Raw genomic sequence first — 15,169 nt, forward strand, 5'->3', positions numbered from 1 at the left:
CAGACAGGCTATGGTAAAATATTTGAAGCGTCTTGAGAGGAGGTAGGGGATGAATCGAATCATCCGGAACACTGGATTTTACCTGCTTATTTTCCTGGTAACCGTCGGAATTGTCCAATTCATCAGCAATCAGGACGAAAACAGCACCCAGATTCGTTACGACGAGTTCCAACATCAGCTCCAGGCTGACAATATCGACAAGCTGACGGTTCAATTCGACAGTTACACGTATCTGGTGACCGGTGAATACAAGAAAGCGCCAGCGGGGTCTGAAAGCAATTCGCTCAAGTTCTTCACCTACACAAATGCGGAGGAATACACCTCCAAGCAGATTTCGGATACAGCCTTGAAGAATGGAATCGCGATCGAGTACAAGAAAATGAAAGGCCAGAGCATCTGGCTTACATTCCTGACCTCCATCATTCCGTTCGTGATCATCTTCATCCTGTTCTTCTTCCTGATCAATCAGGCACAGGGCGGCGGCGGCAAGGTCATGAACTTTGGCAAGAGCAAAGCCCGTCTGTATAACGAAGAGAAGAAGCGGGTCACGTTCGAGGACGTCGCCGGCGCCGACGAGGAGAAGCAAGAGCTCGTCGAGGTCGTCGAATTCCTCAAGGATCCGCGCAAGTTCGCCGCAGTCGGCGCCCGCATTCCGAAAGGCGTGCTGCTGGTGGGCCCTCCGGGTACCGGCAAGACGCTCCTGGCCCGCGCTGTCGCAGGCGAAGCCGGAGTTCCTTTCTTCAGCATCTCCGGCTCGGACTTCGTCGAGATGTTCGTCGGCGTAGGCGCATCCCGTGTCCGCGACCTGTTCGAGAACGCCAAGAAGAACGCGCCTTGCATCATCTTCATCGACGAGATCGATGCTGTCGGACGCCAGCGGGGCGCAGGCCTCGGCGGCGGACATGACGAGCGCGAGCAGACGCTCAACCAATTGCTCGTCGAGATGGACGGCTTCGGCGCCAACGAAGGCATCATCATCGTAGCTGCCACCAACCGTCCGGACATTCTGGATCCCGCGCTGCTTCGTCCAGGCCGCTTCGACCGTCAGATCACGGTTGACCGTCCGGATGTTAAAGGACGCGAAGCCGTCCTCAAAGTCCATGCGCGGAACAAGCCGCTCAACAAGGACGTCAAGCTGGAGATCATCGCGAAGCGGACGACCGGCTTTACCGGCGCCGATCTCGAGAACCTTCTTAATGAAGCGGCATTGCTTGCCGCAAGACGCAACAAGAAGGATATCGGCATGACCGAGGTCGATGAAGCGATCGACCGCGTCATCGTGGGCACGGAGAAGAAGAGCCGCGTCATCAGCGATCGCGAGAAGCGCATCGTGGCTTACCACGAGGCGGGCCACACCATCATCGGCTACTTCCTGGAGAATGCCGACATGGTGCACAAGGTCACGATCATTCCTCGCGGACGCGCCGGCGGTTATGTCATCATGCTTCCTAAGGAAGACCGCATGCTCATCACCAAGCAGGAAATGCTCGACAAGATCACCGGCTTGCTGGGCGGCCGCGTAGCCGAAGAGCTGTTCATCGGAGAAATCGGCACCGGTGCATACAGCGACTTCAAGCAAGCGACCGGAATCGTCCGCAGCATGGTCATGGAATACGGCATGAGCGACAAGCTCGGCCCGATGCAGTTCGGCAGCACGCAAGGCCAAGTATTCCTTGGACGGGATATCGGCCACGAGCAGAACTACTCCGACAAGATCGCTTACGAGATCGACCAGGAGATGCAGAACTTCATCAACGAGAGCTACAACCGCGCGAAGCAGCTGCTTACCGAGAAGAGCAAGGAAGTGCATCTGATCGCTCAGACGCTGCTTCGCCTCGAGACGCTCGACCTGGAGCAGATCCGCAACCTGATCGAGACCGGCTCCGAGAACGGCGACGGTTCGGGCAGCGGCGACGCAGGCGGCGAAGAACCTTCCAGCGAGCCGACGATCGACACGATCGGCGGTGTCAAGATCCGCATCCAGCCTCGCGATCCCGGCGAAGGATCGTCTGCAGGCGAGAGCATTACTGACGCCAATACAGGCGGCTCCGACATCGGCGGAGACGGTACCGGCAGCGGTCCGGACAAAGTCTAAGTTATCGATTGAAACCTTGCAGCCCTCATGCACAATTGTGCATGAGGGCTGTTGCTTATGCTCAGGCGGTCCGGTATAATATCCGAGGGTGAGGGAAAGGTAACAGGGTAGAAATAATTCCCTCTGTAAGGGCTATGTAAGTTTTATAGATGAATAGAGGTCATATTTATCCAATTTATTTCATGAAAAATGAAAATGCTTTGGATTATTCAGATGTAAATGCTTTCACCGTGTAAGTTTTAATAACATTTTCTCATTGACTCTTATTGATTATAGGCTATAATAACTATATCCAATCAAAACGTATAGGACAGGGGAGAAATACACAGATGAAATGGACAAGCAAGCCGTTCCAAGTGCTGAGTGTATCTGCGCTCGCTATGATGCTCGTTGTTTCCGGTTGCGGTTCGAAGAATAATAACAACTCCGAGAATGCGGGCGGAGCAGCGGGTACCAATACACCTGCCAATACGGAGAGTGCAGGCGGCTCCAACGCCGACTACTCCAAGCTCAAGATCGGCATGGTTACGGACGGCGGCGGCATCAACGACAAGTCCTTCAACCAATCCGCTTGGGAAGGCCTCCAGAAGCTCGAGAAAGACACCGGCATCAAAGTAAAGGCTCTTGAATCGAAGGGCGACGCCGACTTCGAGCCTAACCTGAACACGCTGATCAAAGGCGGCTACGACCTCACTTGGGGCATCGGCTTCATGATGAATAAAGCGATGACCAATGTGGCCACTCAAAACCCGGATGCGAAGCTCGCGAGCATCGACTCCGTAGTAGACGCTCCTAACGTAGAATCTGTCATGTTCGCCGAGAACGAAGGCTCCTTCCTCGTCGGCGTCGTTGCGGGCCTGACGACCAAGACGAACAAAATCGGCTTCGTCGGCGGCGTAGAAGGGGACCTGATCGGCAAATTCGAAGCTGGCTTCACGGCTGGCGTGAAAGCTGTCAACCCGGATGCTGCGGTAAAAGTCAGCTATGTGGGCGACTTCACGAAGCCTGACCTTGGCAAAGCGGCAGCAGCTACGATCTACAACGATGGCGCCGACATCATCTACCATGCAGCAGGCGGCAGCGGCAACGGCGTCTTCACCGAAGCCAAAGAGCGCGTCAGCAAAGGTCAAAAAGTATGGGTTATCGGCGTCGACAAAGACCAATCCGTCGACTTCGGCAATGACATCACGCTGACTTCCATGATCAAGCGCGTTGACCAAGCGGTAGAAATGGTTTCCAAAGATCTGGCCGACGGCAAATTCGAAGGCGGATCGACTCGTACGCTGAGCCTGAAAGACGGCGGCGTAGGCCTTCCTGAGAACAACCCTAACGTCCCTGAGGACGTAATGGCCAAAGTAAAAGAGTACGAAGCGAAAATTACGGGCGGAGAAATCACGGTACCAACCGCGCCAAGCAAGTAAGATTGTCCGAGCCCAAAGACAAGGCCAGCCTCTAGAGCCGGCCTTGTTCTTTTTGCCGTAAAAGGGAAGGAGATGCAAGGATGGAGCAAAGGCCGATCGTAGCAGAACTGAAAGGAATCACCAAGAGATTTCCCGGCATTGTCGCGAACGACAACATCAGCCTGCAGCTTGGAAAGGGAGAGATCCACGCCCTTCTAGGAGAGAACGGCGCCGGCAAGTCGACTCTCATGAATATCCTTTTCGGGCTCTATCAGCCAGACGAGGGGCATATCGAAATCAACGGCAGTCCCGTGGTTATCGACGGTGCCGGCAAGGCGATCGAGCTGCGGATCGGCATGGTCCATCAGCACTTCAAGCTGGTCAAGCCTTTTACAGTAGCGGAGAATATCATTTTGGGCAACGAGCCTACCAAAGGCGCTACGATCGATATCAAAAGCGCCAATGAACGCGTGAAGCAGATTTCCGAGCAGTACGGCCTGAAAGTGGATCCGCGCGTAAAGATCGAGGATATTACCGTAGGCATGCAGCAGCGGGTCGAAATTCTGAAGACGCTTTACCGCGGAGCGGACATTCTCATCTTCGACGAGCCTACAGCCGTTCTGACCGTTCAGGAGATCGAAGAGCTGATCGTCATTCTGCGCAATCTGGCTCGCGAAGGAAAATCGATCATTCTCATCACGCATAAGCTCAAGGAAATCATGGAGATTGCGGATACCTGCACCGTCATCCGGCGCGGCAAGGTCATCGGCACCGTTTCCGTGAAGGAATCCAACGAGCGCCAGCTGGCGGAAATGATGGTTGGCCGTTCGGTCAGCTTCCAAGTGGACAAGCAGAAGAGCAAGCCGGGCAAGCCGGTGCTGGAAGTGAAGGATCTGGTCGTTCCGGGCGAGCACGGCAAGCCGGTCGTCGACCATGTCACCTTCGACATCCGCGCAGGCGAAGTGTTCGGCATCGCCGGCGTCGACGGCAACGGACAGACGCAGCTCGTCGAGGCGATCACCGGCATGCGCAAGGCAAGCGGCGGCTCGGTAAAGGTGCTCGGCAAGGAATTGCTGGGAACCTCCGTACGTACGGTGACGGAAGCCGGCGTATCGCATATTCCCGAGGACAGGCACAAGCACGGTCTCGTGCTCGACTTCAGCGTCAGCGAGAATATGGTGCTGAACAACTATTACAAAGAGCCTTTTACCCACAAAGGTTTATTGAACTACAAGGCGATGGACCAGAACGCCAAGAAGCTCTCCGAGCAGTTCGACGTGCGGATGTCCGGCATCCATACGGAGGCCCGCTCCTTGTCGGGCGGCAACCAGCAGAAGGCGATCATCGCCCGGGAGCTTACCCGCGATCCGGAGCTGATCATCGCCGTGCAGCCGACTCGCGGTCTTGACGTCGGCGCCATCGAATTCGTGCACAAGCAGCTGATCGAAGCCCGCAACGAAGGCAAGGCAGTGCTTCTCGTCTCCTTCGAGCTGGAGGAGCTGTACGGCCTCTCCGACCGCCTTGCGGTCATCTATGAGGGACGGTTCATGGGCCAGATGGAAGCGGACGAGAAAAACGAAGAGCAAATCGGACTCATGATGGCGGGCAACGCCATGGGAGCCGCCGCCGGCCATACAGGCTGAGACAGGAGGACAACGGATGCAGCGTCTCAATCAAATCTTTACGAAACAGTCCACCTATGTTCCGATTCTGGCCATTATTCTCGGCCTGATCGTCGGCGCCATCGTCATGTGGATGGGCGGATTCAACCCTTTCGAAGCCTATAAAGCCATGCTGGTCAAAATTTTCGGGACAACCTACGACTTCGGCGAAGCCATCCGCCAGGTTACGCCGCTCATCTTCACCGGCTTGTCGGTTGCGTTCGCGTTCCGCGCGGGATTATTCAACATCGGTGCGGAAGGCCAGTTCATCATGGGGATGACGGCCGCTACATGGGTCGGCATCAATACCGATCTGCCTTGGTTCATCCATCTTCCGCTGGCCGTTCTGGCAGGCGGCCTCGCAGGCGCGATCTGGTCGGGGCTTGCCGGCTGGCTCAAAGCGACTCGCGGAATCAACGAAGTCATTTCGACGATCATGCTGAACTGGATCGCTTATTACTTCGCGAACTTCATGGTTCGCGTCGTCATGATCGAGAAAGGGCAGAACCGCTCCCAGGATGTGCTGCCGTCGGCTTCGGCATCCATCGACTGGCTGTCCGCTCTGATGGACAATGCCCGCGTCCACTGGGGCACGGTCATCGCTCTGCTCTGCTCCGGCATTTTCTACTACATTCTTTGGAAGACCCGTCAAGGGTACGAGCTTCGCGCCAGCGGCCACAACGCGGATGCCGCTTTCTATGCGGGTATCAACGTCAAGGGCAGCATCGTCAAGGCGATGATGATCTCCGGCGCTTTCGCCGGTCTCGGCGGCGCCTTCGAGATTCTCGGCGTGTTCAAGTCCATGGCGGTCATGAACGCGCAGCCAGGCTACGGATTCGACGGCATCGCCGTTTCCCTGCTCGGCGGCAACAACCCGTTCGGCATCGTGTTCGGCGCGATTCTGTTCGGCTTCCTCAGCTACGGCTCGCAAGGCATGAACTTCGAGCTTGAGGTTCCGAACGAAATCATCCGGATCGTCATCGGCTCGGTCATCTTCTTCGTAGCCAGCCACGGCATCGTCAAATGGTTCCTCAAGCCGTTCTTCAAAAAACGGCGGGAAGAAAAGAAGGGGGCGGCGTAAATGGATCTTTTGGCTCAGCTGATCAACACGACGCTGGTCTTCTCGACCGCCCTGATTCTGGCCGCGCTCGGCGGCATCTTCTCGGAACGCTCCGGCGTCGTCAACATCGGCCTTGAAGGCCTCATGATCGTCGGCGCGTTCAGCGCTGCCGTGTTCACGTATTTCTCCAGCGAATGGGGCTTCGGCGGCGGCTCGCCATGGTTCGGCCTCCTCATGGCGGTCGTCTGCGGCGTCATCTTCTCCCTGCTGCATGCGGTGGCTTCCATCACGCTGAAGGCCAACCAGGTCATTATCGGGGTCGTCATCAATATCCTTGCTCTGGGCGCGACCATCTATCTGGTCAAGAGCCTGTTCGACGGCCAGGGCCAGTCGGAGAACCTGACCGGCATCGCCTTCACCAAATGGAACATTCCGGGCCTGTCCGATATCCCGTTCATCGGCGAAGCGCTGTTCAAGGCCTACCCGACCACGTACATCTGCTACGTGCTCGTGTTCCTGAGCTGGTTCGTCCTGTACCGGACCCGCTTCGGCCTGCGCCTGCGCGCCGTCGGCGAGCATCCGGGCGCGGCGGACACCGTCGGCATCAGCGTCACAAAGTACCGCTACATCGGCGTCATGCTGAGCGGCGCGTTCGCCGGTCTCGGCGGCGCGGCGATCTCGCTGACGACGACGTACGATTTCTCGCACACGACGATCAGCGGCCAGGGCTTCATCGCGATCGCGGCGATCATCTTCGGGCGCTGGCATCCGATCGGCGCGGCAGGGGCGGCCTTGTTCTTCGGCTTTGCCCAGGCTCTGCGGTTCCAAGCCCAGCTGTTCGAATGGTCCAAGGCCATTCCGAACGAGTTCCTGTACATGCTGCCTTACGTGCTCACGCTTCTGCTGCTCGCGTTCGCGGCGGGCAAGAACCGTGCTCCGGCGGCGGCGGGAGAGCCTTACGATCCCGGCAAGCGTTAATATCGACTCACAGCCTCTTGCATTCATATGCAAGAGGCTTTTTTTACAACCTCGAAAACGGAGAGAACAAGAAAGAAAGGAGGACTGCCATGTTGGCCATGCGTCAAAAAAAGGATTCCAGCCACAGAAGCGATGGAGCTCTCTGCCCCCATTTTCACCGAAGGGACCTATAAGCTCCAGACAGCCGGTCATCCTTGAAAATCGCGGCTCCGCAAGCAAAATTCCTTGGTTGACAGCCTCGGAGCAGGGGTGTAAATTAGGTGGTACTGAATCGTCACATCTTATCAACATTGTGAATCATTTCACGAGTTAAAAGGGGCATCCGGCATGGAATGTCCGGATGGTTGAGCATACTATAACGGGTCCGCGCCTGCGTCGACGCAAGGCAGTGACGGACTTTGAAGGAGATGGATCGACGTGGAAGCTTTGGCTCTGGAGCGCAAGGCGGAACAGAACCGGGAACTGCGCGAGAGGCTGCTGCAGCTGAAGAAAGAACGCAACGCCATCATTCTCGCCCACTATTATCAGAGGGATGAAATTCAAGAGGTTGCCGATTTCCGGGGCGATTCGTTCCTGCTGGCGCAAAAGGCGGCAGAAACCGACGCGGATACGATCGTATTCTGCGGCGTCCACTTCATGGGCGAGAGCGCCAAGATTCTGGCTCCGGGCAAGACCGTCATCATTCCCGACGAGCGGGCCGGCTGCCCGATGGCCGACATGGTCAATGTCGAGGGCCTGCGCAAGCTGAAGGCGCAGCATCCCAATGCGAAGGTCGTCACCTATATCAACTCTTCGGCCGAGATCAAGGCGGAGACGGATATTTGCTGCACGTCGGCCAACGCCGTGAAGGTCGTCAACTCGGTCGACAGCGACGAGATCATCTGGGTGCCGGACAAGAACCTGGGCCATTATGTCCAGCAGAAGACCGACAAGAAGATGATCATCTGGGAAGGCTACTGCAATACCCATGACATGCTGACCGTCAAGGACGTCGAGGAAATGAAGGCCAAATACCCGAACGCGGAATTTGTCGTCCATCCCGAATGCCGTCCGGAAGTCGTCGAGCTCGGCGATTTTGTCGGAAGCACGACGGCCATCATCAAATATTGCAAGGAATCGCCCAATAAGGAATTCATCGTCGGAACCGAGGACGGCACCGGCTACCAGCTTCGTCTGGACAGCCCGGACAAGACGTTCCATTTCGCGACCAAATACCTGGTATGCCCCAACATGAAGGTCAACAACCTCAAGAAGCTTGTGCGCTGCCTGGAAAATATGTCTCCGCAAATCTATGTGCCGGATGCCGTTGCCGAGAAGGCGCGTCTGTCCCTGGAGCGCATGCTGCTGGTGAAGTAGCATGCGCTACTCCCATGTCCGGAGGAGCTTGCACCTATGATACCTAGATATTTAGTCGATCTGAATCTCGACGAGCTGCCTGTCGTGGAGAAGGATGTCATCGTCATCGGGGCCGGCATTGCCGGTCTTTTTACCGCTATACGGGCCAGCGAACGCAATTCGGTCCTGATGATCACCAAGAAATCGCTCATGGACAGCAACACGCGCTACGCGCAGGGGGGCATTGCCGCCGTCATCTCCGACGAGGATTCTCCCGACTTCCATCTGGAGGATACGCTCGTGGCCGGCGCCGGCCTATGCGATCGCGACGCTGTGGAGGTGCTGGTGCATGAAGGGCCCAAGGGCGTGCGCAGCCTGATCGGCATGGGCACCCAATTCGATCTGGAGAACGGGGAGTTCGCCCTGACGAAGGAGGGCGCGCACAGCCAGCGGCGCATCCTGCACGCCAACGGCGACGCGACCGGCTTCGAGATCGTCCGCGCCTTGTCGGAGAAGGCGATGTCCGCCGAGAGGATCGAAGTATGGGACGACCACTTCGCCATCGACCTCATCACGCGGGACAATGAATGCTGCGGCGCCCTTGTGCAGAAGCCGGACGGCAGCCGGGTATTCGTGCGCGGCAAAGCGACGATTCTGTGCACAGGCGGCACGGGACAGATGTTCCGGTATACGACCAATCCGGAAGTGGCGACCGGAGACGGCGTCGCGATGGCTTACCGTGCCGGAGCCTACATAAGAGACATGGAATTCATCCAGTTCCATCCGACGACGCTTTGCTATCCAGGCGCGCCCCGCTTCCTCATCTCGGAGGCCGTCCGCGGGGAAGGAGCGATTCTGCGCAACATCCACGGCGACCGCTTCATGGAGCGCTACCATCCGCAGCTGGAGCTGGCGCCGCGCGACGTCGTGGCCAATGCCATCGTCAGCGAGCTGGAGCAGACGCGGTCGACATTCGTCTATCTGGACGTGACGCATGAGTCGGAGGAGATGGTTCGCCACCGGTTCCCGACGATCTACGAAACCTGCCTGCAATACGGCCTCGATCTGACGACGGACTGGATTCCGGTCGCTCCGGCGGCTCATTATACGATGGGCGGCGTCAAGACGGATCTGAACGGGGAGACGAATCTCTCCCGCCTGTTCGCCTGCGGCGAAGTGTCTTCGACCGGCGTGCATGGCGCGAACCGGCTGGCGAGCAACTCGCTGTCGGAGGCGATCGTGTTCGGGCGCCGCATCATCCACCGCATCGAGGAGCTGCCGCCGCTTGAGGGCGCGGTTCATGTACGGGAAGAAAAGGAAGGGCATAGCGCCATCTCCAGACAGGCGGTCGTGGAGAAGCGGCTCAAGCTGCAGAAGGTCATGGTCCGCTATGTCGGCTTGCGCCGCAGCTCGGACAGCCTGGCCAAAGGGCTTGTCGAGCTGAAGAGGCAATTGCCGTTCCTTTCGTCGGTCATGGCCAAATGGGAAGATTTCGAGTTCGCCAATCTGCTGACCATCTCCATGCTGACTGCAGAGTCCGCGGCTGCACGCGAGGAAAGCCGCGGCGCGCATTACCGGGTGGATCATCCTCAGCGGGATGACCGCAATTGGCGCAAACATACGGTTCTGCACCGAGTGCAGGGCATTACGGAGGAATCGGTATATGATGGATCAGCGATTTGAGGCCGGCCTAGGCCTCGGCGGTTATGATAAAAGTCTTCGGGACAGCATCCAGAGCTGGTTGGCCGAGGATATCGGCACCGGGGATGTGACGACCCGCACGACTATTCCGGCTGGCAGCAACATGAAAGCCGTCATCCACGTCAAGGAGGACGGGATTATCGCCGGCCTGCCCGTCGCGCAGACCGTCTTCTCTGTCGTCGATCCCTCCCTTGCCTTCACGGCTCATGTACAGGACGGAGACCGGGTAACGGCCGGCACGGTCATCGCGGAAGTGGAAGGCAGCACGCACAGCATTCTGACGGGCGAGCGCCTCGCGCTCAATCTGATGCAGCGCTTGTCGGGCATCGCGACCAAAACGAGCCGCTTCGTCGACATTCTGGACGGGCTTCCGACACGTCTGGTCGACACCCGCAAGACGACTCCGGGCCACCGGATGCTGGAGAAGTACGCCGTCCGCGTCGGCGGCGGCGCCAATCACCGCTTCGGCTTGTACGACGCCGTCATGATCAAGGACAACCATATCAAGGGAGCAGGCGGCATCACGGCGGCCGTGACCGCGTCCCGTTCCGCCATCCCGCACACGATGAAGATCGAGGTCGAGACGGAATCGATGGAGCAGGTCGGCGAAGCCCTTGATTGCGGCGCGGACATCATCATGCTCGACAATATGAAGCCGGAGCTTATGGCGGAGGCCGTTCGTCTTGTCAAGAGCCGTTCTCCTCATGTCCGGACGGAAGCCTCGGGCGGAGTGCGGCTGGAAACGATCCGGGCCATCGCCGAGACCGGCGTGGACATCATTTCCGTCGGCGCCCTCACGTATTCGTTCGAAGCTCTCGATATCAGCCTCGACCTGGGCGGCAAGAAGGGGAGGTCGTAATCCGTGATTGTCGTCATTGACGTAGGCAATACGAACATCGTGCTCGGCATCTACCGCGGACAGGAGCTGCTCCATCACTGGCGCATGAGCACCAACCGCTCGGCGACGAGCGACGAGTACGGCATGATGGTGTACAACTTCTTCCAATTCGCCGGCATCTCCATCGATGCCATCGACGGAGTCGTCGTCTCCTCGGTCGTGCCGCCGCTCATGAGGACGCTGGAGCAGCTGTCGGTCAACTACCTTCGGCACTCCCCTCTCGTCATCGGTCCCGGCATCAAGACGGGACTCAACATCCGGTACGAGAATCCGCGCGAGGTCGGTGCGGACCGCATCGTGAATTCTGTCGCCGGAATCGAGAAATACGGCTCGCCGCTCATCGTCGTCGACTTCGGGACGGCGACGACGTTCGATTATATCGATCCGAGCGGCGCTTATCTGGGCGGCGCCATCGTGCCGGGCATCGGCATCTCGACGGAAGCGCTTTATCAGAAAGCGGCCAAGCTGCCGCGCATAGAGCTTGTCCGGCCGCGCAGCGTCATCGGCCGCAATCCGGTGACTTCGATGCAGGCCGGCATCATTTTCGGCTATGCCGGACAGGTGGACGGCATCGTTCGCCGGATCCGCCAGGAGTTCGGAACCGACCCGCGCGTCATCGCGACGGGCGGCCTGGCCGACATGATCGCGGCGGAATCGGAGACGATCGAGAAGGTGGACCAGCTGCTCACGCTCGAAGGGCTGCGCATCATTTATGAGCGCAACCAGGACCAGCATGGTTAATAAAGTCGGAGAACGAGCAAATTTAAATAGGAGCAAGTGAGATAGGCTGAAATCTTGAGCATCAACGGCAATGAAGAAACCAATGGAGGACAAGGAGGGATTCATTGATGAGCGATTACAAGGAAGGAGCCCGCGAGGGCGACTATCTCGTCCGGGGAACGGCATGGGGCGGCAAAGTCCGCGTATTCGCGGCGCGCACGACCGAGCTGGTCGGCGAGCTGCAGCGGCGTCACGGAACCTACCCGACCGCTTCCGCAGCGCTGGGACGCACAGCGACGATCGGGTCGATGATGGGCATGATGCTCAAGGGCGAGGAGAAGCTGACGCTTCAGGTCAAAGGCGACGGTCCGATCGGCCAGATCGTCGTGGATGCCAACGCCAAGGGCGAGGTGCGCGGTTATGTCGACAATCCGGAGGCGCATGTGCCGAGCAATTCGCTCGGCAAGCTCGATGTGGCAGGCGTCGTCGGTACGACGGGCTTCGTCCATGTCACCAAGGATCTAGGCCTCAAGGAGCCTTATCGCGGCAGCGTTCCGATCGTCTCCGGCGAGCTGGGCGAGGATTTCACCTATTACTTCGCTTCCTCCGAGCAGACGCCTTCGGCGGTCGGAGTCGGCGTGCTGGTGGACGTGGACGGAAGGGTCCTGCATGCAGGAGGCTTCATTCTCCAGCTGCTGCCGGGCTTGACCGATGAGGAGATCGAGCGGCTCGAGACGGCTCTGGGCGGACTGCCGCATGTCACGGCCCTTCTGGATCAGGGAGAGACCCCGGAAGAAATTCTGCGGTGGGTCGTCGGCGACGAGCTTACTGTGCATGAGACGATGGACGTGAAGTTCGTCTGTCAATGCTCTCCGGAAAAGGTGGAGCAGACGCTGATCAGCATGGGCGAGGCCGAACTGAGGAACTTGATCGAAGAGGAAGGGTCGGCGGAGGTCGTCTGCCACTTCTGCAACGAGGCCTACACGTTCGACAAGCCTCATCTGGAAAGGCTGCTCCAAGAAGCCACCGCCGGCAAGAACGGGTAAGGGAAGACTGGAGATATGGGCAAGGACAAAATGCTCAAGGGAATCATCGGCTTGCAGGCGGTCTGCATGATCGTGCTCGCCGTTTTCGTTGTCCTCCAGCAGCTTCCCGAGTCGGCTCCCGCATCGGGCGACATGCCTGGAGCGGGAGCCGGAGGCTCGGACGGCGAAGCGGCTGTCGTCGGGGACCAGTCCATCCGGAATTCGGACTGGGTGGAGCATCTCAAGCAGCAGTACGGAGACAGCGTGCTGAGGATGCTGATGCTGCGCAGCGCGCTGGACCAGGAGAGCGCCAAGGGGAGCCTGGAAGTGACGGCCGAAGAGATTCAGTCGGAGCTGGCTTCCCAGATGGAAGGCTACGAGGATGAGGACGCCTTCTACCGGGAAATGAAGGAGCAGCTCGGCATGAGCCGGGATGACGTATGGAGCGACGCCATGTACCGCCTGCTTCTGGAAAAGTGGATGACGCGCGGCATCGAGGTTCCGGACAAGGAAGTAGACGCTTATATGAAGGAGCATCAGGCAGAGCTCTCCCCTTCCTCGCGCCTGCATCTCCGCTGGATCGTGCTTGCGGATTCGGACAAGGCCTCTGCGGTGTTGGATGAGCTGGAGCAGGGGGCCGACTTCGAGGAGCTGGCGCAGCGGGAATCGCTGGATGAAGGAACGGCTTCAAGCGGTGGAGATCTCGGCCTGATCGACGAGCGGGATCCATTCCTCGACCCGGGGGCGGCCAAGGCGGCCGCCGGCCTGCAGCCCGGCGACATCGCCGGGCCGGTGGAGGTGGCCGGAGGTTATGCGGTCATTGAGCTGCTGGAGCGGATCACGCCTCCGGACCCCGGCAAGGCCGCCATGCGCGAGCGGGTCAAGCGCATGATCGCCCTGGACGAAGCAGGGTCCCTGAAGGATGGGGAAGAGAAGCTTCTCAAGCAATATCAGGCAACGGTGCTGCCCGATCCGACACCGGAACCGACCAAAGGATAGCGAAATGACGATACGGTCATGCTGTCCTCCGCGATTCTATTGACAAGGGCCGAAAGGCCTTGTTAAGATAGAAACAGTTATAACCTACTATTTTAGTCGGAATATAGATGAGGAGGCAGTTGACTATGGCCAGAATTGTGCAGAATGTGACCGAACTGATCGGAGATACGCCGCTTGTCCGCTTGAACCGCTTGGTGCCGGAGGGAAGCGCCGAAGTGTACGTGAAGCTGGAATATCAGAATCCAGGCTCCAGCGTCAAGGACCGCATCGCCATCAGCATGATCAATGTTGCGGAAGAGCAAGGTCTGATCCAGCCGGGCGTGACGACAATCGTCGAACCGACGAGCGGCAACACAGGAATCGGTCTGGCCATGGTTGCTGCAGCCAAAGGCTACCGTTCCGTGCTCGTCATGCCGGAGACGATGAGCCTTGAGCGCCGCAACCTGCTTCGCGCTTACGGCGCTGAGCTGGTGCTGACGCCTGGAGCGGAAGGAATGAACGGCGCCGTCAAGAAGGCGGAGCAGCTGGCGGAGGAGAACGAGAACTACTTCATCCCGCAGCAGTTCAAGAACCCGGCCAACGTCAAGGTCCACCGCGAGACGACGGGACCTGAGATCGTCGAGGCGATCAACGGCTACGACGGCAAGCTGGATGCGTTCGTAGCGGGCATCGGTACCGGCGGCACGATCAGCGGCACGGGCGAAGTGCTGCGCAAGAGCTTCCCGAACATCCACATCGTCGCGGTCGAGCCTGCGGCATCGCCGCTGCTGTCCGGCGGCAAGCCTGGCGGCCACAAGATCCAGGGCATCGGCGCCAACTTCATTCCGGATATCCTGGATCGCGAGATCTACGATGAGGTCATTACGGTCGAGAACGAGGAAGCATTCGAGTATGCGCGCCGCGCTGCCAAGGAAGAAGGCCTGCTCGTCGGCATCAGCTCCGGCGCAGCCATCTCTGCAGCGCTGCAGGTCGCCAAGAAGCTGGGCCCGGGCAAGCGCGTCATCGCGGTTGTGCCGAGCAACGGCGAGCGCTACCTGAGCACGCCGCTGTTCAACTTCGAGAACTAGGTTCCGGATAACACGAAGGCTCGCCGACGATCGGAGGCAGAGGCTTCATGCAGGGCAAGCCGTTCCGACGCCATCTCTATCGATGGCGCGGGGCGGTTTTTTCATGGCCGGAAACGCCATCCCGCAGAGGAGGGGTTCCGTGTTTCCATGGCAAGCGCTTTCGGAGGCGAGCGGTTTCCATCAGGGTGGAATGGGGTCTTTTTCAGCTTGATTTTGCCCTATCAAAAGGA

General features: G+C 58.7%; 12 protein-coding genes. All 12 read left to right on the forward strand.

The window, feature by feature from the left end; all coding sequences use genetic code 11:
- The first annotated feature begins 49 nt into the window (after positions 1–49).
- The 12 genes from ftsH (at position 50) to cysK (ending at position 14,939) form a co-directional block, all read left to right on the forward strand.
- Positions 50–2,095, forward strand: a complete 2,046-nt coding sequence (ftsH, locus tag AC06G8_RS00410; RefSeq protein WP_480284079.1) for an ATP-dependent zinc metalloprotease FtsH — start codon at positions 50–52, stop codon at positions 2,093–2,095.
- Between the two features lie 329 nt (positions 2,096–2,424).
- A complete protein-coding gene (locus AC06G8_RS00415) occupies positions 2,425–3,516 on the forward strand; it encodes a BMP family lipoprotein (protein WP_480284080.1) in 1,092 nt (363 codons plus the stop codon).
- Between the two features lie 80 nt (positions 3,517–3,596).
- Positions 3,597–5,138, forward strand: a complete 1,542-nt coding sequence (locus AC06G8_RS00420) for an ABC transporter ATP-binding protein (RefSeq protein WP_480284081.1) — start codon at positions 3,597–3,599, stop codon at positions 5,136–5,138.
- Positions 5,139–5,154: 16 nt separating this feature from the next.
- The gene (locus AC06G8_RS00425; protein ID WP_076360012.1) at positions 5,155–6,237 is read left to right on the forward strand and encodes an ABC transporter permease; all 1,083 of its coding nucleotides are present in this window, start codon (positions 5,155–5,157) and stop codon (positions 6,235–6,237) included.
- Positions 6,238–7,194 (forward strand): ABC transporter permease, encoded by a 957-nt coding sequence (locus AC06G8_RS00430; protein ID WP_076360014.1) that lies wholly within the window; start codon positions 6,238–6,240, stop codon positions 7,192–7,194. It begins immediately after the preceding gene.
- A 417-nt stretch (positions 7,195–7,611) separates the two neighbouring features.
- Positions 7,612–8,550 carry a quinolinate synthase NadA gene (gene nadA / locus AC06G8_RS00435; protein ID WP_480284082.1) on the forward strand — a complete coding sequence of 313 codons (939 nt, stop codon included), beginning with the start codon at positions 7,612–7,614 and terminating at the stop codon, positions 8,548–8,550.
- Between the two features lie 36 nt (positions 8,551–8,586).
- Positions 8,587–10,212 carry an L-aspartate oxidase gene (gene nadB / locus AC06G8_RS00440; protein WP_447665176.1) on the forward strand — a complete coding sequence of 542 codons (1,626 nt, stop codon included), beginning with the start codon at positions 8,587–8,589 and terminating at the stop codon, positions 10,210–10,212.
- Positions 10,193–11,089: a carboxylating nicotinate-nucleotide diphosphorylase gene (nadC, locus tag AC06G8_RS00445; RefSeq protein ID WP_447665177.1), complete on the forward strand. Its 897-nt coding sequence runs from the start codon at positions 10,193–10,195 to the stop codon at positions 11,087–11,089. The genes nadB and nadC overlap by 20 nt, the downstream gene beginning before the upstream one ends.
- A gap of 3 nt (positions 11,090–11,092) precedes the next feature.
- Positions 11,093–11,869 carry a type III pantothenate kinase gene (locus tag AC06G8_RS00450; RefSeq protein ID WP_076360020.1) on the forward strand — a complete coding sequence of 259 codons (777 nt, stop codon included), beginning with the start codon at positions 11,093–11,095 and terminating at the stop codon, positions 11,867–11,869.
- A gap of 107 nt (positions 11,870–11,976) precedes the next feature.
- Complete coding sequence (gene hslO / locus AC06G8_RS00455) at positions 11,977–12,894, forward strand: Hsp33 family molecular chaperone HslO (RefSeq protein WP_480284083.1); 918 nt, start codon at positions 11,977–11,979, stop codon at positions 12,892–12,894.
- A gap of 15 nt (positions 12,895–12,909) precedes the next feature.
- Positions 12,910–13,872, forward strand: a complete 963-nt coding sequence (locus AC06G8_RS00460) for a peptidylprolyl isomerase (protein ID WP_447665180.1) — start codon at positions 12,910–12,912, stop codon at positions 13,870–13,872.
- A 125-nt stretch (positions 13,873–13,997) separates the two neighbouring features.
- On the forward strand, positions 13,998–14,939 hold the full coding sequence (gene cysK / locus AC06G8_RS00465) for a cysteine synthase A (protein ID WP_447665181.1): 942 nt from the start codon (positions 13,998–14,000) through the stop codon (positions 14,937–14,939).
- The last annotated feature ends 230 nt before the right edge of the window (positions 14,940–15,169 follow it).

The sequence above is a fragment of the Paenibacillus sp. SJS-P3 genome (assembly GCF_056711585.1).